This window comes from Nonomuraea sp. GTA35, from assembly GCF_041950525.1.
Classification (GTDB): domain Bacteria; phylum Actinomycetota; class Actinomycetes; order Streptosporangiales; family Streptosporangiaceae; genus Nonomuraea.
In genome coordinates, this window is sequence record NZ_JBGNUV010000004.1 from 843,117 (window position 1) to 865,332 (window position 22,216).

At 71.8% G+C, this 22,216-nt stretch carries 24 protein-coding genes; 4 read left to right on the forward strand and 20 right to left on the reverse strand.

The window, feature by feature from the left end; all coding sequences use genetic code 11:
* Positions 1-15 precede the first annotated feature (15 nt).
* Genes ACBJ32_RS22340 through ACBJ32_RS22380 form a run of 9 tightly spaced genes read right to left on the reverse strand, consistent with a single transcriptional unit; the run spans position 16 to position 5,961 of the window.
* Positions 16-432 (reverse strand): pilus assembly protein TadG-related protein, encoded by a 417-nt coding sequence (locus tag ACBJ32_RS22340; protein ID WP_357886528.1) that lies wholly within the window; start codon positions 430-432, stop codon positions 16-18.
* The gene (locus tag ACBJ32_RS22345) at positions 429-815 is read right to left on the reverse strand and encodes a TadE/TadG family type IV pilus assembly protein (protein WP_357886531.1); all 387 of its coding nucleotides are present in this window, start codon (positions 813-815) and stop codon (positions 429-431) included. The genes ACBJ32_RS22340 and ACBJ32_RS22345 overlap by 4 nt, the downstream gene beginning before the upstream one ends.
* Positions 812-1,210 (reverse strand): TadE/TadG family type IV pilus assembly protein, encoded by a 399-nt coding sequence (locus ACBJ32_RS22350; protein ID WP_375128330.1) that lies wholly within the window; start codon positions 1,208-1,210, stop codon positions 812-814. The genes ACBJ32_RS22345 and ACBJ32_RS22350 overlap by 4 nt, the downstream gene beginning before the upstream one ends.
* A 29-nt stretch (positions 1,211-1,239) precedes the next feature.
* Complete coding sequence (locus ACBJ32_RS22355; protein WP_357886537.1) at positions 1,240-1,479, reverse strand: hypothetical protein; 240 nt, start codon at positions 1,477-1,479, stop codon at positions 1,240-1,242.
* A complete protein-coding gene (locus tag ACBJ32_RS22360) occupies positions 1,476-2,399 on the reverse strand; it encodes a type II secretion system F family protein (RefSeq protein WP_375128331.1) in 924 nt (307 codons plus the stop codon). The genes ACBJ32_RS22355 and ACBJ32_RS22360 overlap by 4 nt, the downstream gene beginning before the upstream one ends.
* Before the next feature lie 23 nt (positions 2,400-2,422).
* Positions 2,423-3,274 (reverse strand): type II secretion system F family protein, encoded by an 852-nt coding sequence (locus ACBJ32_RS22365; protein ID WP_357886543.1) that lies wholly within the window; start codon positions 3,272-3,274, stop codon positions 2,423-2,425.
* A gap of 5 nt (positions 3,275-3,279) precedes the next feature.
* Positions 3,280-4,575, reverse strand: a complete 1,296-nt coding sequence (locus tag ACBJ32_RS22370; protein WP_357886546.1) for an ATPase, T2SS/T4P/T4SS family — start codon at positions 4,573-4,575, stop codon at positions 3,280-3,282.
* Positions 4,572-5,288, reverse strand: coding sequence for a hypothetical protein (locus tag ACBJ32_RS22375; protein WP_375128332.1), 717 nt, complete (start codon positions 5,286-5,288; stop codon positions 4,572-4,574). The genes ACBJ32_RS22370 and ACBJ32_RS22375 overlap by 4 nt, the downstream gene beginning before the upstream one ends.
* A 1-nt stretch (position 5,289) precedes the next feature.
* Positions 5,290-5,961 (reverse strand): hypothetical protein, encoded by a 672-nt coding sequence (locus ACBJ32_RS22380; protein ID WP_375128333.1) that lies wholly within the window; start codon positions 5,959-5,961, stop codon positions 5,290-5,292.
* Positions 5,962-6,272: 311 nt separating this feature from the next.
* Between ACBJ32_RS22380 and ACBJ32_RS22385 the strand changes: the two genes are divergently transcribed.
* Together ACBJ32_RS22385 and eccB are read left to right on the forward strand one after the other, a co-directional pair.
* A complete protein-coding gene (locus ACBJ32_RS22385) occupies positions 6,273-11,087 on the forward strand; it encodes an FtsK/SpoIIIE domain-containing protein (RefSeq protein ID WP_375128334.1) in 4,815 nt (1,604 codons plus the stop codon).
* Positions 11,088-11,159: 72 nt separating this feature from the next.
* Entirely contained in the window at positions 11,160-12,569 is a 1,410-nt protein-coding gene (gene eccB / locus ACBJ32_RS22390) for a type VII secretion protein EccB (protein ID WP_375128335.1), read from the forward strand.
* A gap of 44 nt (positions 12,570-12,613) precedes the next feature.
* Here eccB and ACBJ32_RS22395 read toward each other — a convergent pair whose 3' ends face one another.
* Both ACBJ32_RS22395 and ACBJ32_RS22400 read right to left on the reverse strand, forming a co-directional pair.
* Entirely contained in the window at positions 12,614-13,390 is a 777-nt protein-coding gene (locus tag ACBJ32_RS22395; RefSeq protein WP_375128336.1) for a hypothetical protein, read from the reverse strand.
* A 16-nt stretch (positions 13,391-13,406) separates the two neighbouring features.
* On the reverse strand, positions 13,407-14,486 hold the full coding sequence (locus tag ACBJ32_RS22400) for a hypothetical protein (protein WP_375128337.1): 1,080 nt from the start codon (positions 14,484-14,486) through the stop codon (positions 13,407-13,409).
* Between the two features lie 130 nt (positions 14,487-14,616).
* Between ACBJ32_RS22400 and ACBJ32_RS22405 the strand changes: the two genes are divergently transcribed.
* Complete coding sequence (locus ACBJ32_RS22405; RefSeq protein ID WP_375128338.1) at positions 14,617-15,534, forward strand: M23 family metallopeptidase; 918 nt, start codon at positions 14,617-14,619, stop codon at positions 15,532-15,534.
* Between the two features lie 2 nt (positions 15,535-15,536).
* Here the strand turns inward: ACBJ32_RS22405 and ACBJ32_RS22410 are convergent, their stop codons facing one another.
* From ACBJ32_RS22410 to ACBJ32_RS22450, 9 genes are all read right to left on the reverse strand, one after another.
* Entirely contained in the window at positions 15,537-16,820 is a 1,284-nt protein-coding gene (locus ACBJ32_RS22410; protein WP_375128339.1) for a hypothetical protein, read from the reverse strand.
* Positions 16,821-16,837: 17 nt separating this feature from the next.
* Complete coding sequence (locus tag ACBJ32_RS22415; protein WP_375128340.1) at positions 16,838-17,302, reverse strand: hypothetical protein; 465 nt, start codon at positions 17,300-17,302, stop codon at positions 16,838-16,840.
* 10 nt (positions 17,303-17,312) lie between these two features.
* Positions 17,313-18,752: a WXG100 family type VII secretion target gene (locus ACBJ32_RS22420; protein ID WP_375128341.1), complete on the reverse strand. Its 1,440-nt coding sequence runs from the start codon at positions 18,750-18,752 to the stop codon at positions 17,313-17,315.
* 12 nt (positions 18,753-18,764) lie between these two features.
* Positions 18,765-19,175 (reverse strand): hypothetical protein, encoded by a 411-nt coding sequence (locus ACBJ32_RS22425; protein ID WP_357886580.1) that lies wholly within the window; start codon positions 19,173-19,175, stop codon positions 18,765-18,767.
* 68 nt (positions 19,176-19,243) lie between these two features.
* A complete protein-coding gene (locus tag ACBJ32_RS22430; protein ID WP_357886583.1) occupies positions 19,244-19,558 on the reverse strand; it encodes a WXG100 family type VII secretion target in 315 nt (104 codons plus the stop codon).
* Between the two features lie 12 nt (positions 19,559-19,570).
* Positions 19,571-19,894: a WXG100 family type VII secretion target gene (locus tag ACBJ32_RS22435; RefSeq protein ID WP_375128342.1), complete on the reverse strand. Its 324-nt coding sequence runs from the start codon at positions 19,892-19,894 to the stop codon at positions 19,571-19,573.
* Positions 19,895-20,021: 127 nt separating this feature from the next.
* On the reverse strand, positions 20,022-20,465 hold the full coding sequence (locus ACBJ32_RS22440; protein WP_375128343.1) for a YbaB/EbfC family nucleoid-associated protein: 444 nt from the start codon (positions 20,463-20,465) through the stop codon (positions 20,022-20,024).
* Between the two features lie 28 nt (positions 20,466-20,493).
* Positions 20,494-21,342 (reverse strand): WXG100 family type VII secretion target, encoded by an 849-nt coding sequence (locus tag ACBJ32_RS22445; RefSeq protein WP_375128344.1) that lies wholly within the window; start codon positions 21,340-21,342, stop codon positions 20,494-20,496.
* Positions 21,339-21,653 (reverse strand): hypothetical protein, encoded by a 315-nt coding sequence (locus ACBJ32_RS22450; RefSeq protein ID WP_357886595.1) that lies wholly within the window; start codon positions 21,651-21,653, stop codon positions 21,339-21,341. The genes ACBJ32_RS22445 and ACBJ32_RS22450 overlap by 4 nt, the downstream gene beginning before the upstream one ends.
* Positions 21,654-21,777: 124 nt before the next feature.
* On the opposite strand from ACBJ32_RS22450, the gene ACBJ32_RS22455 reads away from it, so the two are divergent.
* Complete coding sequence (locus tag ACBJ32_RS22455) at positions 21,778-22,209, forward strand: YbaB/EbfC family nucleoid-associated protein (RefSeq protein ID WP_375128345.1); 432 nt, start codon at positions 21,778-21,780, stop codon at positions 22,207-22,209.
* Positions 22,210-22,216 lie beyond the last annotated feature (7 nt).

Here is a 22,216-nt window from a genome sequence, read left to right on the forward strand (position 1 = left end):
CTTCGGGCGGGCCCGCTATCTCGCCTCGGGGGCCGCGGTGGCCTCGCCGGTCATCTCGGAGCCGGGGAAGCCGATCGCGCTGAGGAAGAACGCCTCCCACCGCACCGACACGGACACCGTCACCTGCGCCTGTCCCTGGCCGACCGCGCACTCCCCGGAACTCACGTCGTCGCCGCCCTGGGCCGCCACGATCTCGTCGGCCCTGGCGCACACCTGCGCCTCGGCGAGCAGCCGCGCCTCCCCGGTCTCGCGGAGATGGTCGACGTCCAGCTCGTCGGCGCCGGCCCGCGCGGCCTGCTCGGCCACGTCCGCGGCGCGCAGCCGGGCGTTGATCGCCGAACCGCCGTCCACCAGCAGCCCGGCCAGCAGGAAGACGACCACGGAGAACAGCACGGTGAACACCGACATGGAGCCCCGCTCGCCGGCCCTCATTCGATCCTCCTGAACTGCTCGATCGGCACCACCGCGGTCCCCGTGAGCCGCTTGGTGCCGCCGAAGCCGAGGAAGGCAAGGTCCAGCTCGCACGACACCTCGGCCTGGACCTGGCCGCCCTGCTCCCACTCGGAACCGTCCAGGGAGACCGCGGCCGACTGGCAGCGCCCCTCCAGCACGCTCGTGGTGATCGCCTCGGCCGCGGCCTCCGCGTCGTCGAGCGAGCGCTGCACGGACGCGGCGCGGGCGGCGTCGCGCGCGGCCCCGTTCACCCGCCCCTGCGACTCCACCAGCACCCCGGCGCCGGCCAGGAACATGAGGAACAGCAGGAAGACCGGGGCCAGCATGACGGTCTCCACGGCCATCGAACCCCGCTCGTTCATGCGCAGTCCTCGCCGCCGTTGTCGGGGCGGAAGCACTCGACGGGCCCGCCCGCGGTGGCGGTGATCGTGAACGCCAGGTCGGGCAGCAGCGGGATGACCTGTACGGCGCTGCCGGTCACCGTGACGAAGCGCTCGTCGGGCTCCTTCTCGGAGGTCGTGGCGGTGGCGCCCTGCAGCAGCCGGGGCCCGACAGCCTGGATGATCTCCGTGGCCTTGCCGGTGGCCTCGCCCTGCCAGGCGCCGGAGTCGAACGGCGCGGCCCTGGCCACGCGCGCCCCCTCCCGGGCCGCCGCCTCGGCCACCTCACGCGCGTGGAACCACAGGGCGACCTGCACGATGAGCAGCACGGTCGCGAGGATGACCGGCATCAGCAGGGCCAGCTCGATCACCGTCACGCCGCGCTCGTCCCGAGGCGGCCGGGCTCTCACGGCTGGCCGCCGCCACCGCCGTCGCCGCCGCCACCGCCGAAGGTCTGTTCGAGGTTGCCCTGCTGCTGCTCCACCAGGGTCCTGATCAAGGTGGCCAGGCCGAGCGCGACACCGGCGATGATGGCGGTGATGATCACCCATTCGACGGCGGAGGCGCCCCTCGTGGGCGCGGTGCGGGCGCGGCGGACGCGCTCGCCCAGGTAGGCGTTCAGGTAGACGATCCAGGGGTGGTTCATGAGACTCCCAACATCTTCATCGCGGCGGGGTAGCTGAGAAAGATCACGAAACCGGCGCAGAGCAGGAGCTGGGCCACCAGCATCGACTGGGAGCGCTCGCCCGCCCGGCCCTCGATCTCGGCCAGCTCACGGCGGCGCAGCGTGGCGGCCCTGGCCGTGAGCGAGGCACGTACTTTGGCTCCGTCGTCGGCCACCAGGCCGAGCGCGGCGGACAGGTCGCGCAGCTCGTCGACGTTGATCTCCTCGCCGAGCTGGCCGAGCGCCTGCCACGGCGTGATGCCGACGATCCTGGCGCCGCTCAGGGCGTCGCGGATGCGGCCCATCGCCCAGTTGGGCTGCTCGCCGCTGACCGAGACGGCCATCATCAGGGCCTCGGGGACGCCGCGGCCGCCGGCCAGGTTCATGGAGACGAGGTCGAGGAAGGCGCCGACGACGTGGCGGAAGTCGCGCCGCTTGGCCGCCGCGTCCCGCTTGACCTGGAGGTCGGGCAGGAAGAAGAAGACGACGGCGGCGAGCACGGCGGTCCAGAACGGGATGGCCAGGGACACGCCCCACTCCATGAGCACCAGCCAGGCCAGCAGCAGCGGGAAGGCCAGCAGGCCGCTGGCGGCGAGCAGCACCTTGGTGGCCAGGAACGCCTCGAACGAGCGGCCGAGCAGGGCCAGGTCCGACTTGGCCGACCGGGCCTCCCAGCCGCGCGCGCCGTACAGGCGGGCCAGGCGGGCGCCGAGGCCGCGCCGGAACGCGCTGACCTCCTCGTCGGGCAGGAGGAGCTGGATGCGGGGCGCGCCCGCGTCCTCGCGCACGGCGTCGAGCGCGAGCAGCCGCGCCACCAGCCCGGGACGGGCCGGGAACAGCGCCCGCAGCAGCACGAACAGCCCGAGCCCGAGGGCCGCACCCGCCAGCGCGCTCTCAACCATCGCGGCCACCTCCTCTCAGGGCGTCAGCCATCGCCGCCGCCCCCTCCCATGAGCAGCCGCGTGGGCTTGTCGAACCTGGCCAGCCGCCGCATCCAGGCGAACCCCGCACCGAACAGCCCGGCCACGACGACCAGCACGGCCTGGCCGAGGTAGCCCTCGTACTCCTTGACGTAGTCGGGGTTGAACAGCACGAGGATCCCGGCGAAGACCAGCGCGGTGATCACCACGATCTGCACGCTGCGCCTGGTCGAGCGGCGCTCGGCCTCGACGCGGCGGCGCATGTCGAGCTCCTCGCGGGCCGAGACGGCCAGCGCGCCGAGCACGTCGCGCAGGCCGGGGCCGCGCAGCTTGGAGTTGAGGATGAGGGCGGCGACCACGAGGTCGGCCGAGGGGTCGTCGAGCTCGTCGGCGAAGCGGGCCAGCGCGTCCGGCAGCGCCATCCTGGTGTGCAGCCGGTCGATCAGGGCGCGCAGGTGCGGCCTGAGCGTGGGCGCGGCGGCCCTGATGGAGGAGGGGATGGCCTGTTCGAGGCCGGCGGCGCCGGCGATCGTGTCGCGCAGCGACTCCGTCCAGGCGGCCAGCCCTTCCAGGCGGTGCATGGCGGCGCGCTCCTCGGCCGCGCCGCCCGCCAGGCCGCGCCAGGCGAACACGAGCAGCACCGTGCCCACCGCGACGACCGGCCAGCCGGTGATGATCAGGACCATGGTGGCGGCCACGGCCGCGACGGCGCCGCGGGTGGTCACCACCTTGATCAGGTCGCTCCTGGGCCGGGTGGGGCGGGGGCGCAGGCCGTACAGGGACAGGACGAACAGGAACAGGCCGCCGCCTGCGGTCGCGCCGGCCAGCAGCGCCAGCGGGTCGATCGTGAACGGCATGCCTCTCACCAGCCTCCGGGGGTGTAGCCGTGGGCGGCGAGTTCCTCCAGGCAGGAGATCGGGGCGTGCGGGACGCCACCGCCGTCGGGCCCCGGCACGAACACCTCGCTGGACAGCACGCGGCCGTCGCAGCCGTTGACCTCGCGGATGCTGGAGACGTAGCGGCGCAGCCGGCCGCCCACGTGGTAGTCGTTGCGCTTCTCGATGAAGACCACGAAGTCGATGGCGCCGGCGATGAGCATGTGGGTCGCGTCGATGGGCAGCCGCTCGCTGGCCTGCAGGGCGTAGGTGGAGATGCGGTTGAAGACCTCCATGCTGGAGTTGGCGTGGATGGTCGACAGGGAGCCGTCGTTGCCCTGGGTCATCGCGTTGAGCATGGTGACGATCTCGTCGCCGAGCACCTCGCCGACGATGACGCGGCTGGGGTTCATGCGCAGCGAGCGGCGGACGAGCTCGGCCATGGAGATCTCGCCCTGGCCCTCGGAGTTGGGCAGGCGCTGCTCGAAGGCGACCACGTTGGGGTGGAGCTCGGGGAACTGGTCGAGGCCGAGCTCCAGGGCGCGTTCGACGGTGATGAGGCGCTCGTTGGGCGGGATCTCGTTGGCCAGGGCGCGCAGCAGGGTGGTCTTTCCCGCGTTGGTGGACCCGGCGATCATGATGTTCTTGCGGGCGGCGACCGCTGCCCTGAGGAACCGCCCAATGTCCTGACTTATCGTGCCGTTGCCCACGAGATCGGACATGAAGACCTTGCCCAGGCGGGCGCGGCGGATCGACACGGCCGGCCTGACCGTGACGTCCATGACCGCGGACAGCCGGGAGCCGTCGGGCAGGCGCAGGTCGAGCTGCGGGTTGGCGGTGTCGAACGGCCTGCTCGACAGGCCCGAGTACGCCGCCAGGATCTGGATCAGCTCGATCAGCTCGTCGTCGGATTCGGCGACCGGGTCGTGCATCAGCTCCTGGCCGTCGGCGTAGCTCACGAACACCCTGTCGCAGCCGTTGATGTCGATGTTCTCGACCTCGCCGTCGTCGAGCAGCGGCTGCAGCCGGCCCACCCCGAACAGCGCCGCGTGGATGCCGGCCGCGAGGGCCTCTTCCTCCTCCACGGTGGGCGGCGTGCGGCCCAGGCCGATCTCGCTGCGCGCGTGCTCCTCCAGCACCTGGGAGATCAGCGCCCTGGCGAACTGGCGCTCGTCCTCCCCGGTCATCGGGGGCAGGCCGTTGGCCTGGTCGAGCCGGCGCTGGTGGGCCAGGCGGTCGCCGACCTCCTGGCGGAAGCGCTTGACGAGCGAGTGGTCGATCATCGGTGGCTCACCAGCCTCGCCGCCAGGTCCCTGGCCGTACGGATGAGCAGCGAGCGGTCCAGCCGGCCGCCCCACTGGCCGCGCAGCAGCTCGGCGCCCTTGGGGTCGTAGGCCAGGCCGTGCACGAACTGCACGCTCGGGCCGACGATCCTGCGCACGTCCTCGATGGAGCCGCGGTAGTTGCGCGGGTCGGCGATGACGACGACGCCGTGGGCCTTGGTGATCTGGAGGCGCTCGCGCAGGTGGGCCACGTGGTCGAGGGTGGCCCTGGTGAGCAGCACGACCTGCTCGGACTCGGCCATCAGGTCGGCGAGCTGCGGGTGGGCGCCCAGGCGTCCGCAGTCGGCGATCACGTCGGCGTTCGGGATGGCGGCCAGCGACCTGCCGAGCGGGCCCCACAGCCAGGTGAGGCCGGCGGCCTGCTCGCCGTGGGTGAGCCCGACCAGCACGTCGAGCCCGCCGACGATCTTCTGGGTGTGCTGGTGGATCTGCGCGGCCTCCAGCCCGCGCCGCGCGGTGGCGCCCAGCGTGAGCAGCCCCCTGCCGGGGTTGAGCACGCCGCCGCCCGCGGCGGGCAGCCGGTAGGCGAGGTCGCCGCCCGCCGGGTCGCATTCGGCCAGCAGCACGGGACGGGGCCAGACCGCGGCGAGTGCCGTGGCGGCGGTGGTCACGCCGGGCGCGCCCTTGTCGGCGGCCAGTACGATCAGCGCCACGTCAGCGTGCCCCCGGGAGCTCGGCCACCGCGACCTGCCCGCTGGAGGCGGCGGCCACGATCTCCGGCGCGGCCGGCGCCTCGACGACCACGGTGATCTGGCCGGAATTTCCCGTTCTTGATCTGTCTCCCACGGCGAAGACGAGCGCGTTCGCGGCGAGCACCCGGCTTTCTCCCTCGCTCGCCCTGCTCGGTACGAATATCACCTGTACGCGGTCACCCTGCTGCACACCGGCGGGCATTTGACCGGGTTTGAGCGCCAGCCCGACGGTGGCCTTTCCCGGCCCCAGTTCGCTGCTGGCCCGTACACCCATCTGATTGGTGAGCAGCGTGCCGGGCAGGATGGTGACGGCCGCGAAGCTGTCGAGCACCTGCTGCCGCTGCGACCAGGAGACGTAGTCGACGCCCGTGTCGGCGATCTTCACTTCCTCGATCGCCTCCGGCCCGAACTTCTGCCCCGCGCCGACCTGCTGGGTGACGCGGATCGCGGAGACGCGGTCGCCGCTGTTCAGCACGAGCAGGGTCGTGGCCAGCGCGCCGCCCAGGATGAGCAGGACGGCCAGCGCGGCCAGCGCCGGCTTGCGTTCTCGGGGCGGGACGGGGAGCTTGCGCGAGGCCGGCCCGGACAACCCCGCCGCCGCGTTGGCGGCAGGCTGCTTTTCACTGGTCCTCATGGGTGGGGGGCTCCCGAAGGTGAATTGCGGAATTCACGCCATTATGTGGGGATCACCCGAGTGGCGGAGGCGGAATTGGCGGACCCATGCTTGTTTCGCAGGTGACATGATGTCAAGCGGAAATAATCAATGCCTATTGTTTCTACCGCATTGACGGATGGGCAATTATCCGGTTAGCCGCCCCTTTCTTAACTTCCGGCGCATAAGTCACATGCTTGCGGTCCTGCCATGCCGTTGCCGTCAACCGGCGCGCCCTGCCCCGTTCCTGGCGCTACCTTGGCGCCCGAAGTCGACCGAGGAGAGACGGCACCATGCGGATCATGCTCACCGTGATCGGCGGGCAGGGCGACCGCGACGTCGTGATCGACGGCGACGACGGCGCCACGGTGGGAAGGCTCAGCGAGGAGCTCAGCGATCAGGGCTCGCTGGCGGAGGTCGTCCGGCTGCCCAAGGCCAGGGCGCCCTACGGCATGTCCGCGACCGGCGACGGCGCCCGCGTGCCGCTCCCCCGCAGGCCGGAAAGGTCCGCCATGGGGCCGCCCGCGCTGTGGCGCGACGGCCGCCCGCTCGACCCGCTCGCCCCGGTCACCGCCGTGCTGCGCGACGGCGACAAGGTCACGTTGGAGGCCCACCTGGCCCCTGCCACCGTCGTCGAGGAGCCCGGCGGGGTCGCCGAGGTGCGGGTGGTGGGCGGTCCCGCCGCCGGGGCGGTGCACCGGCTGGGGCTGGGCGTGCACGTCATCGGCTCCGACCCCATGTGCGCGGTGGCGGCGGGCGATCCGGCGCTGGCCCCCGAGGCGGTGACCGTACGCGTGACGCCGGACGCGATCACCGTGGAGCGCGCCTGGCGGCCACCCGCCGACGCGCCCAAGCTCAAGCTCAAGGGGCGCTGGGCCGAGGAGGTCGCCGAGCTCACGGCGCGCACGGCGGAACGGGAGCGGGCCGAGCTCGCGGCCGGCTACGGCGAGGTGCCCGAGCTCGACGGGCAGCCGCTCACCGAGCCGGTCGAGTGGCCCGACCAGGCCGTGCTCACCTGCGGGTCCTCGGTGTTCGTGCTGACCTCGATCGAGCCGAGGGACGCCCACCTGGCGCCGCGCGGGGAAGGCGGGGTCGCCTACAACCGCCCGCCCAGGCTGCGGCGGCCCGAGCCGCGGCGCACGTTCGTCCGGCCGAAGGAGCCGACCAGGAACGAGGGGCTGCGCCTGCAGTTGCTGGCCGCCCTGCTGCCCGCCGTGCTCGGTGTCACCCTGGCGATCGCGCTCAAGCAGCCGTTCTACCTGCTCGTCGCCCTCATGACGCCGGTCATCATGATCGGCCAGTGGTGGAGCGACCGCCGCCACGGCAAGAAGCAGCACAAGAAGGCGCTCAAGGAGCATCAGGAGAAGCTGCGCGCCTACGACGAGGACGTGGAGCGCGCCCGCGTGGCCGACGAGGCGGCACGCAGGGACGACGCGCCCGACCCCGCCAGGGTTCTGCTGACCGCCACCGGGCCGCGCAGGCGGCTGTGGGAGCGCAGGATCCACGACGCCGACTCGCTCCGGCTGCGGGTCGGGCTCGCCGACCTGCCCGCCGGCCTGGAGCTGTCGGAGGAGCAGGGCGGGCGCATCGACCCGCCGATCTGCCGCTCCGTGCCGGTCGCGCTGCCCATGCGGCGGCTGGGGGTGGCGGGCGTGACAGGGCACCGTACGGCCGCGGCCAGCCTGGCGAGCTGGCTGATCGCGCAGGCCGCCACCCTGCACAGCCCGCGCGACCTGGCCATCGTGATCGTGTCCGCGCACCCCGACGCCGAGCGGCAGTGGGGCTGGATGCGCTGGCTGCCGCACTGCGCGCCGCGCGCCGGCGAGGAGTGCGTGGCGCTGGTGGGCGCCGACCCCGACTCGGCCGCCCGCCGGGTCGCGGAGCTGGCCGCCCTCATCGACGAGCGCCAGAACACCACCATCCCCGAGCTGGGCAAGGTCCCCACCGGCTGGGACGACCTCGGCGGGCCGGAGAAGCCCTCGTTCTCCTCCTATGACGTACGCCCCTACGACGTGCTGGTGATCCTCGACGGCGCCCAGGTGCTGCGCGGCCTGCCGAACATGCCGCAGGTGCTGCGCCAGGGGCCTCGCTGCGGCGTGTTCACGCTGGCCATCGACGAGGACCAGCGGCTGCTGCCCGAGGAGTGCCAGACCGTGGCCGAGTGCGGCGCCGACGGCCTCGTACGCCTGCGCGGCGGCGGCCTCGACGTCATCGGCCCCCTCCTGGGCGACCTCGTCTCCCCCGCCTGGTGCGACCGCCTGGCCAGGGCGCTGGCCCCGATCCGCGACGTGAGCAGGGACGATCCGGGCGGGAACCTCCCCGACGCGGCCCGCCTGCTCGACCTGATGGGCCTGACCGTGCCGTCCGGGGCGGAGCTGGCCGCCCGGTGGGGCGGGCGGGGCAGCACCGAGGCGCTGATCGGGGTGGGGCCCGACGGGCCGTTCTCGGTGGATCTCCGGCTCGACGGCCCGCACGGGCTGATCGCCGGCACCACCGGCGCGGGCAAGTCGGAGCTGCTTCAGACGATGATCTGCTCGCTGGCCGTGGCCAACCGGCCCGACCAGCTCACGTTCGTGCTGATCGACTACAAGGGCGGGGCGGCCTTCAAGGAGTGCGTACGGCTGCCGCACACCGTGGGCATGGTCAGCGACCTCGACGGGCATCTGACGCAGCGGGCCCTCGACTCGCTGGCGGCCGAGATCCGGCGGCGGGAGCGGCTGCTGGCGTCCGCCGGGGCCAAGGACATCGACGACTACACCGGGCCGGGGCTGCCGCGGCTGGTGCTGATCATCGACGAGTTCGCGGCGCTGGTGGCCGAGTTGCCGGACTTCGTGGCGGGGCTCGTGGACATCGCGCGGCGGGGGCGGTCGCTGGGGATCCACCTGATCCTGGCCACGCAGCGGCCCGCCGGTGTGGTGACGGCCGACATCCAGGCGAACACGTCGCTGCGGATCGTGTTGCGGGTGACCGAGCCCGCCGAGTCCGCCGACGTCATCGACCTGCCTGACGCGGCGCACATCTCCAAGTCCACGCCTGGACGGTGTTACGTGCGGTCGGGGGTGGGGGCGGCGGTCGCCGTGCAGACGGCCAGGGTCGGCGGCCGCAGCCCGGTCCTCCCCACGGCGGCCGGCCATGGAGCGGGCGGGCCGGTCGCGCCACCCGGCGGCTCGCACGGCAACGGCTCGGCAGGCGGTGGCCTGGCGGGCGGTGATCTGGGTGGTGGGAGCTTGCGGGTGCTCGACGTGGGCTGGCGTGCGCTGGGCAAGCCGCTGCCGCCGCCTCCGCGTCCGGACGAGGAGGACTCCACGACCACGGACCTCACGCTCGTCGCCGACGCCCTCATCGAGGCCGCCAGGCTGGCCGGCGTGCCCGCCCAGCCGAGCCCGTGGCTGGACCCCCTGCCCACCCACCTCGTCCTCGACCTCCCGGACGAGGCCCCGGCGTCCGGCGACGGGTTCGCCGAGGTGGAGCCGCTGCCGTTCGGGATCACCGACCGGCCCTGGGCGCAGGACCGGTGCCCGCTGGCGCTCGACGTGGCCCACGGGGGTCACCTGCTCATCGCCGGGGCGGCCCGCAGCGGGAGATCGACGGCTCTGCGCACCATCGCGGGCTCGATCGCCGCGCACGCCTCCCCCGAGGACGTGCACCTGCACGCGGTGGACTGCGGCTCGGGCGCGCTGCTGCCGCTGGTGGCCATGCCGCACTGCGGCGCCGTGGTGACCCGCGACCAGCTCGACCGGGTGGAGCGGCTGCTCACCCGGCTGCGCGCGGAGGTGGGCCGGCGGCAGCAGCTCCTGGCCGAGGCCGGGCACGCGTCGCTGGCCGAGTACCGGCAGGCGGGGCATCGGGTGCCGTGGCTGGTGTTCATGCTGGACCGCTGGGAGGGCTTCGTCGCGGCCTTCGAGAACTACGACTACGGGCGGCTGATCGAGGCGGTGCTGCAGCTCCTGCGGGAAGGGCCCGCGGTGGGGCTGAGGGCCGTCGTCAGCAGCGACCGGTCCGGGTTGCTCGGGCAGGTCTCGACGGTCTTCGACGACCGGCTGCTGCTGCGGCTGTCCGACAGCGCGGATTACGGTCTGGCGGGCTTCCCGCTCAAGGGGCTGCCCGCCACCATGCCGCCCGGGCGGGCGCTGTCCATGGGCGAGCACGGGATCGTGGAGCACCACATCGCCCTGCTGGCCGCCGATCCGGCTGGACCGGCGCAGGTGGCGGCACTCCAGTCCCTGGCCCGCGCCGCCGCGGCCGATCCGGCGGCGGGAACGGAGGACGCCGCCCACGACTCCGGGGCGGAAGACGCCGCCCATGCCTTCGGGGCGGAGGGCGCTGCCGCCCATGCCGCGGGGGGCGGCGGGGCCAGGCGGCCCAGTCCCTCGCATGCCCTGGGAGCGAGCCGGGGTTCCTGGCGCTGGGGTGGGGCGCCGCCGTTGCGGGTGGACGCGCTCCCGATGCGGATCACCGCCGCCCAGACGCTGGCCCTAGATCCGGAGTTCGCGCCGCCGTCGCCGCTGTGGGCGCTGGTCGGCGCGGGCGGGGACGCGCTCGCGCCGCTCGGCATCGACCTGCAGGCCCAGGGCCCGGGCGCGGTGATCGCCGGGCCGTCCCGTTCGGGCCGCTCGTCGGCGCTGATGACGGCCGCCCGGTCGCTGATCGCCCGGGGCACGCCGGTCGTGGCCGTCGCGCCCAGGCGCAGCCCGCTGCGCGAGCTGGAGGGCGCGCTGGCCGTGCTGAACGGCGACGCCACGAACCTGCAGGAGCTGGTGGCCGGGCATGACCATTACGTGGTGCTGGTCGACGACGCCGAGCTGGTGAACCCGGACGGACCACTGGGGACGGCGCTGGAGGAGGTGATCCGGACGGGTCGCGACGGGGACCACGGCCTGCTGATCGCGGGCGCGACGGGCGATCTGGCCGTGGCCTACCGCGGGTTCGTGGCGGAGGCGCGCAAGTCCCGTACCGGGGTGCTGCTCGCCGTGCAGGGGCAGACCGACGGCGACCTGTTCTCGATCCGCCTGCCACGCGGCGCGGGCGGCGGTCCGTCCGGGCGCGGCCTCCTCGTGACGACCGGCACCATCACCCAGGTTCAGGCGGCTCTGCCGGACAACGTCTGATATTCAGGCGGATGACCGAAACTCCCCTATGTGCGCGTTCTATGCTGATGCCGGCGACACGTGGGGAGAGAGATGCAGACCCGGAAGGACCTCTACCAGGCGCACAAGCTCATGCAGCAGCGCCTGGGGATGGCGCTGCTGCAGGCAGAGCCGGACGTGCCCGAGTCCCCGATGCGGCGGCACAACGTGGCCATGTTCTGCGGGATCATCGTCGCGCTGCTGGTCACGGCGGCGTTCGGGATCTGGGGGCTGCTCAAGCCGGGCGCGGCGACGAACCTGGAGGCGGCCGGGCAGCTCCTCGTGGAGGAGGAGACCGGCGCCAAGTACGTCTACAGCCAGGAGCAGAAGCGGATGCTGCCGGTCGCCAACTACGTCTCCGCGCTGCTCCTGCTGGACTCCACCAACTTCGAGGTCAGGAACGTCACCGCGGCCTCGCTCGCCAAGTACCCGCGCGGGCCGCTCGTGGGCATCGCCGGCGCCCCCGACTCGCTGCCGCCCAGGGAGAAGCTGGTCAAGGGCCCGTGGTCGGTCTGCGTGACCGAGGCGCCCGACGCGACGGGCACGGCGGTCCCGTACGTGACGCTCGTGGGCGGCAGTGCCGTCGGCGGCACGCCGATCGGCACCGGCGCCATGGTCGTCACGAACGGCCAGGAGAACTGGGTGATCTGGAACGACCAGCGGATGAAGACCGGCGACGCCGGCGTGCGGGTGCTCGACGCGCGCCCCAAGCGGGTGCCCTCCGCCTGGATCAACGCCGTTCCGACCGGCCCCGACTTCAAGGCGCCCGGGATCCCGGGCCTCGGGAAGAAGACGCGCGGCCCCGACGGCCGCACCGCCGCCATCGGGCGCGTCTACACCGTGAAGGGCGTCGGCGGCGCCCCCGACCGCTGGTACGTGCTGCTCGCCGACGGCCTGGCCACCGTCAACGTCACGCAGGCCACGCTGCTGCTGGAGGAGCCCGGGCTCAAGCGGGCGTACGGCGGGAAGGCGGCCATGCCGCTGGAGCTCGACGCGGCCACGGCCAACGCCGCGAGCAGCGGCCGGACCCTCACCGTGGGCGGCATGCCCACCAGCCTGCCCAAGGCGGTCGCGTCCTCGTCGTCTCCGCTGTGCTCCGTGTACGCCGACACGCAGAACGGCTCGGCCAAGGCGAAGGTGACGGTCGGCGGCACCATGGCCATCCCCGCGCCGAGCGTGCGGGGCGACCAGGAGCACTTCGACCAGGTGCTGATGCCGGCGGGCTCGGCGGCGCTGGGCGGGCTGCTGCCGGGCGACGGCCAGAAGGCGTTCGTCCAGACCTACTTCCTGATCAGCGACCAGGGCAGGCGGTACCAGCTGCAGTCGGGCGACCAGATCAACAAGCTGGGGTATGGCGTGGAGGACGTGGCACCGATCCCCGGCAACCTCGTCCACCTGCTGCCCGAGGGGCCGGCGCTGGACCCGCAGGTCGCGCGTTCGCCGCTGCAGGTCACCGCTCAGTGACCGCCAGGGGGGCCGGGCGGCCCCCCGCGTGCCGGACAACAGGTCTAGATGAAGGCGCTCATGCCGCCCATGCCGGTGGTGGGGATGCTCGGCATGCCGCCGTTCTTGGGCTGCAGGGTGCCCACGCCGGTGGCGTCGTTGCCGACGTACTCCAGGGCGGCCGGCGCGAAGTCCGGCCGGGGGCGGCTCTGCTCGATGAACTGGCCCAGCGACATGCACATGAAGTTGATGGCGCCCACGAGGACGGTGAGCATCGCCACGGACTTCATCTGCTTGCCCAGCATGCCCCTGACCACCATGCCCATGCGGGTCAGCGCTACGAAGATCGCGAGAGCCATGGCCGCCTGGACCCCGGGCCAGGGAGCGAAGATGGGGACGAGCTTCTTCCAGCCGGCGAGCAGCAGCATGGAGGTGGCCACGATCGTCGCCACCTCCGCGGCCCAGTGGTAGGCGTTGGCGAGGCTTCCCACGCCCTGGCCGACGCCCAGGTGGTACTGCCCCGCCTTGTCCAGTTGCTCGATCAGGGTGTCCAGCGAGGCGATGCACGCGTCGCAGGCGGGCCCCTTCCACCACTCCTGCTCGAGACATTCCTCGCGCAGGGCGCGCACCGCCTGCTTGACGGACTCGATGTTCATGTCACCGTCGCCCTCGGGATTGCTCCACTGCTCGGCGGCCAGCGTCATGCTGTGCGGGTTGGACACCATCGTGCCGATCATCAGCGCGATGTTCCTGGCCATCGGGTACTCGTACAACATCGCGGCCGCGGCGGTCGCCGTCGTGGCCGCGTAGATGAACTGCCCGCGGTCGCTTCCTGTGCCCATGTTCTTCCTGTCTCTCTCAGGCCTCGCCGATCACGGGCGGGGCGATGTCGATGTCGTCCACCCAGTCCGCCTCGTCGCCGCGCACGTAGTCGGGCTTGTCGCGCTCGTTGTTCTGGTCGCCGCCCGCGCCGCCCATGGGAGGCATGAAGGGCATGCCCGCCATGCCCATGCCGTTCATGCCGCGCGCCGAGGCGGGGCTGGCCGCGGCGGCCTGCTGCACGCTGCCGGGCGAGACGCCCGTGGGGCTGCCGGGGGACAGGCCGGGACCGAGCGTGGTGGTGGTGCTGGGGACGGAGGGGGTGGGTATCGTGCCCAGCTTCGAGGGGTCGAAATTGGCCAGGTCGGTCTTGGTGGGGTCGGTCGGCAGGGAGGTGTTGGGGACGGTCGGGACGGTGGGGACGTTGTGGTTGAGCTGGTCCTCGATGGAGGGGGTGGTGGGCAGCGTGGCGTTCGGGTCCGGCAGGTTGGCGTTCGGCAGGTTCGGGTTCGGCACGTTCGGGTCCGGCACGTTCGGGTCCGGCAGATCGGTGTCCGGGACCTTGGTGTCCGGCATGTCCGGCGTCGGGACGTCCGTCTTCGGGAGGTCGGTGTCGGGCAGCTTGGAGTCCGGGAGCTTCGAGTCGGGCAGCTCGGAGCTGGGGATCTTGGTGGACGGCAGATCGCCCGCGCCCGGCAGGTCGCCGGTCTTCGGCATGCCACCGCCGAGCGAGGCCGGGTCGATGCCCGGGCCTGTGCCGGGGCCCGCGTAGGGGTCGGTCTTGATGATGCCGTCGTTGTCCTTGTCGGCCTTCTGGTAGTTCTCCTCCAGCTTGGCCAGCGCCGTCCGGTAGTCCGACAGGACGTCCCTGGCCGTCTTGAGGTTGTTGTGGGCGCTGTCCTTGAGCTGGTCGTGGGCGTAGTTGAGGCCGATGCCGATGACGCCGAAGGCGGGCGGCTCGACGCGGATACCGCCGACGTTCTGGGCGATGGCGTTCATGTTGGGCGCCTGTGCGCCCAGATCCTGGCCGACCTGCTTGATGCGGCCGTCCTCGAACTGGATCGTGGCGCCGGCGAGCGAGCCGCCAGCGTACTGAGCGCCTCCGTTGTCGGTGGCCATGCACACCCTCCCAGCCCATAAATCGCGTTATGTGCGGACCTGGCTACGATATCGACAGAAATCAACTTCTTGCGTGAACAGTTGGCCAATGATCTAGACGCCTGTATGATCCGGATGGCAGCCTTTCCGCATGCGGATCAAGACCCTGATAGCAGGCGCGTGCGGCCTGGCCGTAGTGCCTCTGACCGGCGTGGGCACGGCGGATGCCGCAACGGCCGCCTCCACGCTGCAGCTGCCGTTCCCGTGTGGCGAGACCTGGGTGGGCAGCAGCAAGAGCCGCGCCCACACCGCGGGCTACGAGATCGACTTCAACGGCAGCGCAACCGACGGCAACGCCGACCTCGGCAGGACGGTCGTGGCAGCGGGCGCCGGCACGGTGATCATGTCGGAGTACCGGAGGACGGACGGCTTCGGCAACGTCATCAAGATCCGGCACTCGGACGGCACCGTGACCCTGTACGCCCACCTGAACGCCCGCTCGGTCGCCAAGGGCGCCAGCGTCCGCCAGGGCCAGAAGATCGGCACGGTGGGCAGGTCGTCCGCCAAGTACAAGGGCATGATCGCCCACCTGCACTACGAGCAGCGCACGTCGTCCGGCAGCATCGTGCCCGCCAAGTTCAACGGCACCACCTACCGCTACCCGAACCAGACGCTGACCTCGCGCAACTGCGGCGGCGGCACGCAGACGCAGACCGGCAACGGCAACAACAACAGCGGCGGCAGCGGCAACCCGTACTCGGCCACGCAGATCTGCGGCTCCGGCTTCAAGCAGATCGACTCGCAGAACCTCGGCTCCGCGGGCAAGGTGGTGCTGCTCTACTCGGCCGCCACCGGCCAGAACTGCGTCACGACGCTGCGCAACAGCGGCTCGGGCAAGGCGGCCGTGCAGGCGTACCTGGAGGTCCAGGGCAAGGCCCGCAAGACCGACTCCGGCAGCTACCAGTACTACGCGGGCCCGGTGAAGGACACCGCCCGCAAGACCTGCGTGAAGTGGGGCGGAGCCATCGGCTCCGCCAGGTACGACAGCCCGCTCGAGCACTGCGACTGAGCTCAGACCAGCGTGGATGGGGTGGTGCCTTCGGGCCCACCCCATACGTCGTCGTCCTCGTAGAGGTTCGAGGTGTTCTCCCCGCCCGACTCCTCCTCCTTGCGGCGGGCGGAGACGGGGGCGTGCAGCAGCGGCATGCCCATGCCGCCGAGCCCCATCCGTCCGGCCGCGGAGGCGGCGTTCGCCGCCGCGTTCGCGCCGGGGTTGCTCATCGCCGTGTTGCTCGGGCTGACGGTGGTGGACATGCCCGGGCCGTTGCCCGGATAGGTCGCGGTGGTGTTGTTCGGGCCGTTGGGCACCCCCACCTGCGAGGGGTCGAAATTCGCCAGGTTCGTGGAGTCGTAGTCGCGGGGTGAGACGGCCGAGGGAGCGGAGGGCGCGGAGGGAACGGTCGGCGCGCCCGGCGTGGCGCCGAGGGTGCCGTTGGCGAGCGCGGACGGGTCACCGCCGCCGTAGGCGTCGCTGTCGCCCGGCCCGCCGAGTCCTCCGGTGCCGCCCGTGCCGGCGCCGGGGTCCAGCCCGCCGTTGCCGTAGCTGCCGGGGTACTGCCCGGGAGCCGACGGGTAGGAGCCGTCGGCGGACGGGCCGCGGGGGACCGAGCCGGGGTCGAACGAGGCGTTCTGGTGGGGAGGGACGTCCCCGTTGCCCAGGCTCCCGACCTGCGGCCCGCGCAGCCCGGTGTTGTTGAAGTCCGGCATCTCAGGATCGACGACGATCGGCAGCGCCTGCTGCACGTCCGCCGGCAGGGTCTCGTAGTGCTGCGCGATCCGCTCGTTGACCTCCCGCAGGTGCTGGGTGGCCCGGTCGCTGCTGCGCTTGATGCCGTAGAACGGGACCTGGTCGGCCCAGTCGATGTCGTTGTCGGAGCGGGAGTCACGGCCCCTGCTCTCGACCACGTTGGCCTGCGCCCACTGCAGCGTGTCGCCGTACGGCTTCAGCGACCTGCCCATCGCGCCGAGCTTGGCGGCCAATTCGACCACGCTGGCGTGCAGGCTGCGGAGCTGGAGCTGCGTCTGGTACGCCGCGGGGCCCCTGTAGTGCTCGGCCAGCTCGGCGGCCTTCGTCTTGAGGTCCGCGGCGAACTCGTTCAGCAGCGGCTCGGCGGCCTGGTAGTACAGCCCCGCGAGCTGGACCGCGGCCGGGTCCGTCGCGTCGATCATGTCCCGGATCTCACCGATGGTGTCCCGGAACATGCTCTCCATGAACCCGGCCTCGCGCACCGACGTGTCGATCGGCTGGTCGCCGTAGCGGAGAGTGAAGGTCTGTGTCTCGGGCTGGTCAGCCATGGCGCTCTTCTTTCGTCTCAGGCCTGACGCGAGGTGGCTTCCTCGGTCGCCTGCTCGGCGGTCTGGGACGTCCGTGCGATCTCCAGCACGGCGTCGAAGGACTCCTCCGCCTGCTTGTTCAGGCCGGCGTAGAGGCCGCTGGTGGTGCCGGGCTCGCCGATCAGCATCGAGTAGGCGCTGAAGGCGGCCGTCCCGTACTGCATGGCGGCCTGCCACTGGCCCATCTGTTCCTGGTTGAGCGCGCAGTGCGCCTGGAGGTCCGGCAGCGAGCCGGCGCCCGGCGGGAGCTGCGGCCCCGGCACCGGGTCGCCGGGCGCGACGGCGTACTCCGTCACCGGGACGCCGGAGGAGGTGGTGAGCTTCTTGAGCAGCTCGTGCAGGTCTCCCGCGATGCGCCGCACCTCGGCACGGTCGGTGTACGGGTCCTCGTTCTCGTCGTCGTCCGACGCACCCGGCCAGTTCTGGTCGAGCTGGATGGCCATGCCGCCTCCCTCAGTTGCGGATCACCGGCGAGATGGTGCTCTCCGTCGCCGAGTGCCAGTCGTCGCGTTCTCCCTTGAGGTTCGTCCCCTGTTCCTGCTGCTCCTGCTCGCCGGCGGGCGCGCCGCCGCCCATCGGCATGAAGGGGTAGCCCATGCCGCCCGCGCCCGCCCTGGCCGCCGCCGCGGCACCGGGGACGCCCGGCTGGGTGTACGGGCCGGACCCGCCGATCACGGCGGGGGCGGCGCTGCCCGGGGGCGTGACGTAGGTGGTCTGCGGCGTCGTGACCGGGGTGTGCGTCGGCGTCGGCGTCGGCGTGGTGGGCGCCGGCGGGGTGCCCGCCGTCTCGGTGGCCCGGGGGTCCTGGGTCTCGGTCCCGGTCTGCGTGGCGCGTTCCGGGTCGGTGGTGCTGCTGTCGATCACGGACGGCGTGGTGCCGTCGGTGTCGTCGCTCTGGTTCCCGGGCGCCGGGGAGCCCTGGTCGGCGGGTGGGCCGGAGGAGCCGGGGTTGTCGGAGGAGCCCGGGGTGTCGGACGAGCCCGGGCCGTCTCCGCCCGGGGTCTCGGCGCCCGGCCGGTCTCCGGGGCCCGTTCCCGAGCCGGTGCCCGGGCCTGAACCGGAGCCGGGCGACCCGTCCGACCCGCTGGAGCCGTTCGACCCGCTGGAGCCCGACGAGCCGGAGGAGCCGGTGGAGCCGCTGGAGCCGCCCCAGCCGGAGGAGCCGCCGGTGGACCCGCCGCTGCTCCGGGAGTCGCGGAAGTCGTAGGGCGTGCCCTGGTCGATCACCGGCATGTCCCGGCCGCCGTCGTCGGTGACCGGCGTGACCGCCGGCAGGTCGATGGTCACGCTCTCGGGGATCTTGAAGTCGTACAGGTCGACGATGTGCCGGTCGAGCTTCTCCATCGCCCGTCTGGCGGCCTCGTCGTCCAGCTGGGACGCCTGCGGGGTGGCGCCGGGCGTGGGCTGGTCCCAGCCGTTCGTGGTCTGGGGGCCGAGCATCGGCGGCGTGGTGGGCTCGGGGCTGGCCGAGGCCGTCGGCGAGGGGCCGGGCGAGGGCTGGGGCTCGGCGTCGGACCGCTGGTTCGAGGCCGCCCGCACCTCCTCGATGGCCGTCGGCAGGTAGTCGCGCCCGTAGAGGGTGAGTGCCTCGGACATCTTGGTCATCGCGTCGGCCAGCTCGGTGCCGCTGGCGTGCAGCATCTGCAGCGCGCGCTGGGTCTTCGCGGCCGCCTCCGAGCGCCAGGCGCCGTTGAGCGCGACGCCGATGTCGGGCAGCGCGTCGGCCACCGCCTTGATGGCCTCGGCCACCCGGCCGTAGGTCATGCCGCGGTCGTGCACCTCCAGCGGGGAGGTGCCGTCCAGCCACCGCTGGATCTCCTCGCGGGAGGCGCTGACCTCGCCGGCGTTCGGCCGCCTGGAGGGGTCGCGGATGTCGACGGTCCGCTCAGCCACTGACTCTCACCTTCAGCTTTCGCCCCTGACGGGGTTGGTGCGCTCGTAGACCGCGGCACTGTCCCTGATCGCCTGCACGACGCGCTGGCAGCACTCGACGTACTCCTGGTACAGGGTCGCCAGGCGCTGCCCGCGGCCCTCCAGGGACACCTGGCCGCCCGGGTCGGGCCCGGTGGTGCCCACGCTGTGCGCGAACGCGGCGGCGGCGGGCCAGCTCCCGATGTGCTGCTGGGTCAGGTCGAAGTACCTGGTGAGGGCCTCCACCGCGCCCGTGCCGCCGTCCTTGGTGCCCCCTGGGCCCTGCGTGGGCACCAGGGCGATCTCCAGGTCGTCGGCGACGGCACGCATCTTGCCGACGTTGTAGAACAGATCGGCGTCGGTGTCGTCCAGCCCCCGCCACTGCGCGGGGTCGAGCTCCCCCATGATCCTCTCCTCACGCGTTCGGCCACCGCGGGCGGTGGCCGAAGAAAGAACGACGGCGGAGTGACGGCTCAGCCGTCGTACCACATCGCCTTGTTACGGGCCTCCGCGGCCTGGTAGTTCTGGTTCGCGATCTGGACGGCGCCGCGCAGCTCGACGAGGTTCGTGCTCATGGTGGCGGCGGCGTTGTCCCACTTGGTCTTGAAGCGCATGAACTCGGCCTTGGCGCCCTCGACGTCGCCGTCCCAGTTCTCCTCTAGCTGCTGCAGCAGCTTGGCCACCAGGTCGTCGAGGGCCTGGTCGAAGGCCTTGACGATGTCCTCGTAGTCCTTGGCGGCCAGGTCCATGTTCTTGAAGTTGACCTTGGTGAAATCCATCTCAGGCATGTCGGTCCCCCCTTACCTGACGTCCGCGTTGATGAGCGACTCGACCTTGCCGACACCTGCCTGCACGTCGTCGTCGGTCATGCTGTAGGTGATCGCGTTGGCGCCCATCTTCTCCGCGATGCCCTCGAGGTCCTGGCGGACGGTCCGCATCTGGTTGTCCCAGCTCTCCATGATGGTGCGGAACCGGTTGGCCGCCGGGCCGAGCCAGTCGGCGTTGAGCAGACCGTTGGAGGTGGTTTCGACCGCGACGCGCAGACCCTCGATGAACTGGGCCGTGTCAGTGACGTGTCCCGCCGCCAGGTTGATCTGGGAGCTTGACGCCCCAAAATAGCTCACTTGCTACCTCCGTGGTGTGCAATTTCGGTCGCTTATCCATATAAGCACCATTTGCCTCTTGAGTAACAGGCGTCCCTATGGCGAAGATGTAACAGGATCTCGACAGGGGAGCAAACCCGCTGGTAAATCAGAGGTCGAGGTCTCGGCGGATGCGGTCCAGCTCGCCCATGACGTTCTCGAACGCCCGGTCGTAGTTGGCCTCCGCCTGCCTGATCGGCTTGAGCAGGGCCTCCGGATCGTTCATGAGGCGCGACGGCGTGGCAGCCGTCCCGAACAGCTCGGCCATGAGCTCCTCGATCTCGCGTTGCAGGTCCGTCGTCGCGGCGTGCACGGCTTCCTTGACCTTCTCCGACAGCTCCGCGGCCGCCAGGCGCATGGCCTTGGGGTGGATGTCCAGGGTGCGGATGCCCTCCTGGGCGTACTCGACGACGACCATGCCGTCGGCGTCCTCACCCCTGCCGACCACCATCGGCAGACGCCTCTGCAGCTCGTCGGACTTGGCGAGCTGCTCGTCGACGCCGCGCAACAGACGATCGACGTCGATGTTGGCGAAGTCCCCGAAATCCGTCACGAGTCACATCTTGCACCAAGAGCCACGTTCACGGCGTGGTTGTGCTCACACCCGGCGCGATCCAGTCAAAGTTCTGCGAACCAGCCGGAAGACGCCCAGGAGCGGGCGGCTCCTTGAAGGAGGGGTAGTTGCTCACGTCGAGGCGGGCCCGCTGGAAGTCGATGGCGGCGACGCCCGTCGGCGCCACGTAGCCGAACTGGCGCTCCTTCTTGGCCATGGTCGTCAGCGTGTCGCCGCCCTTGGACAGCAGCGCCCCCATCACGCCGGTGCCGATCGTCACCGCCGTGAGGACCTTGGCGCCGGTGAGCTGCTCCAGGAGCATCCCCAGGGCCCGCGTGTGCGGAGCGGGGAACATCTTCAGCCACAGGGCCCTGATGAGCGCCGCGACGGTCGCCGCGCCCAGCACCGAGATGGCCACCCAGTACGCGCGGAACGCGGCGGCGATCTCGTCGAGCACCTTGCCGATGTCGTCGAACATCTTGCGCAGGGCGCCGATCTCGCCGTGGAAGCGCGCGTGCACGCGCGCGTACTCCTGCTGGTCGGCCGCGATCCAGCCGGTCTCGGAGGTCTTGAGTATCTGCGGCATGAGGTTCTTGACCCCGTCGTCGAGCCGGGCGCTCATGCCGACGCTCCAGATCGTGCCGGCCCGCGCGATCTCCCCCTCGTCCGCGTTGACGGTGGCGGCGACCATGACGGCGGGGATGACCCAGGCGGAGATCCGGCCGGCGGCCCGCAGCGAGGCCAGCCCCCTGGAGGCGGAGCTCTCGGCGCCCGCGGCCGACAGGGAGCCGAGCTTCCCGCTCTCCGGGTTGAGCGGGATCAGCGGCGACGACCCCCGGGACACCGGGGAGAGGGCGTTCAGGTACGGGTCGCTCATGCGCGGTATCCGACCATGTTCGCCTTCTCGGCGGCGTTCCAGTTACGCTCGCAGTGGGTCATGGCCGTCACCCAGCTCTCCAGGGTCTCCATGGCCTCGCCCATGATCTGGTCACACCGGGCCTGGACGTCCTTGTAGGTGCCCCCGATGATCGGGTCGCCGAACGTCCCGAAGCCGTTGCCCTGCACGTCGGCGGCCGGGATCATGCCGCGGACGAAGCCGACCATGTCGTCCTTCAGCTCCCGGTCGATGCGCCCGCGCGTCTTGCGGATGGTGCTCGAGGTGATGTGGATCTCGCGTGTGGTTCCCACAGATCTGGATTCTTGCGGTGGTTTGCACCCGTTTCATCACTCATAGCGGGATTTTTCTGATCACTTCAGCATCTGGTCATGTGGCACTCCCCAACTGTTAACCCGGACCGGGTGGCGTGCTCGCATGAGTTCCCGCGACTTCAACCCCGACGACCTCGACAGCCTGCTGCGTGACAGCGAGCGCTCGCTGCGCGAGCTGACGAGCATGATCGGCGAGCTGCAGAGCATCTCCGGCGCGGGAGAGAGCCGCAGCGGCGCGGTCACCGCGACGGTGGACGCCAACGGCCGGCTCGACCAGCTCAAGCTGGCCGCCAGGGCGAGCCGCATGGAGCTGGACGAGCTGACCGAGGAGATCGTCCAGGCCGTACGGGCCGCCCAGGACGACCAGACCCGCAGGGCCATGGCGCTCATCCCCGTCTCCCCCCAGCTCGGCAGCGTCTCCCTGGAGGAGATCCAGCGCCAGTTCGACGAGATCCAGGACTCCTTCACGCGCGACATGCACGAGCGGATGGCCGACCTGGAGGCCATCCGCCGCCGCTCGCTCGACGACGACTGAGGCCAGG

What these genes read in the sequence shown, in the direction of transcription:
- ACBJ32_RS22425 (WP_357886580.1), bottom strand. Translation starts at nt 19,175, where the DNA reads ATGGGGGAGCTCGACCCCGCGCAGTGGCGGGGGCTGGACGACACCGAC.
- ACBJ32_RS22430 (WP_357886583.1), bottom strand. Translation starts at nt 19,558, where the DNA reads ATGCCTGAGATGGATTTCACCAAGGTCAACTTCAAGAACATGGACCTG.
- ACBJ32_RS22340 (WP_357886528.1), bottom strand. Translation starts at nt 432, where the DNA reads ATGAGGGCCGGCGAGCGGGGCTCCATGTCGGTGTTCACCGTGCTGTTC.
- ACBJ32_RS22380 (WP_375128333.1), bottom strand. Translation starts at nt 5,961, where the DNA reads ATGAGGACCAGTGAAAAGCAGCCTGCCGCCAACGCGGCGGCGGGGTTG.
- ACBJ32_RS22400 (WP_375128337.1), bottom strand. Translation starts at nt 14,486, where the DNA reads ATGGCCACCGACAACGGAGGCGCTCAGTACGCTGGCGGCTCGCTCGCC.
- ACBJ32_RS22355 (WP_357886537.1), bottom strand. Translation starts at nt 1,479, where the DNA reads ATGAACCACCCCTGGATCGTCTACCTGAACGCCTACCTGGGCGAGCGC.
- ACBJ32_RS22415 (WP_375128340.1), bottom strand. Translation starts at nt 17,302, where the DNA reads ATGGCCATCCAGCTCGACCAGAACTGGCCGGGTGCGTCGGACGACGAC.
- eccB (WP_375128335.1), top strand. Translation starts at nt 11,160, where the DNA reads ATGCAGACCCGGAAGGACCTCTACCAGGCGCACAAGCTCATGCAGCAG.
- ACBJ32_RS22385 (WP_375128334.1), top strand. Translation starts at nt 6,273, where the DNA reads ATGCGGATCATGCTCACCGTGATCGGCGGGCAGGGCGACCGCGACGTC.
- ACBJ32_RS22365 (WP_357886543.1), bottom strand. Translation starts at nt 3,274, where the DNA reads ATGCCGTTCACGATCGACCCGCTGGCGCTGCTGGCCGGCGCGACCGCA.
- ACBJ32_RS22410 (WP_375128339.1), bottom strand. Translation starts at nt 16,820, where the DNA reads ATGGCTGACCAGCCCGAGACACAGACCTTCACTCTCCGCTACGGCGAC.
- ACBJ32_RS22445 (WP_375128344.1), bottom strand. Translation starts at nt 21,342, where the DNA reads ATGAGCGACCCGTACCTGAACGCCCTCTCCCCGGTGTCCCGGGGGTCG.
- ACBJ32_RS22370 (WP_357886546.1), bottom strand. Translation starts at nt 4,575, where the DNA reads ATGATCGACCACTCGCTCGTCAAGCGCTTCCGCCAGGAGGTCGGCGAC.
- ACBJ32_RS22455 (WP_375128345.1), top strand. Translation starts at nt 21,778, where the DNA reads ATGAGTTCCCGCGACTTCAACCCCGACGACCTCGACAGCCTGCTGCGT.
- ACBJ32_RS22360 (WP_375128331.1), bottom strand. Translation starts at nt 2,399, where the DNA reads ATGGTTGAGAGCGCGCTGGCGGGTGCGGCCCTCGGGCTCGGGCTGTTC.
- ACBJ32_RS22405 (WP_375128338.1), top strand. Translation starts at nt 14,617, where the DNA reads ATGCGGATCAAGACCCTGATAGCAGGCGCGTGCGGCCTGGCCGTAGTG.
- ACBJ32_RS22345 (WP_357886531.1), bottom strand. Translation starts at nt 815, where the DNA reads ATGAACGAGCGGGGTTCGATGGCCGTGGAGACCGTCATGCTGGCCCCG.
- ACBJ32_RS22395 (WP_375128336.1), bottom strand. Translation starts at nt 13,390, where the DNA reads ATGGGCACAGGAAGCGACCGCGGGCAGTTCATCTACGCGGCCACGACG.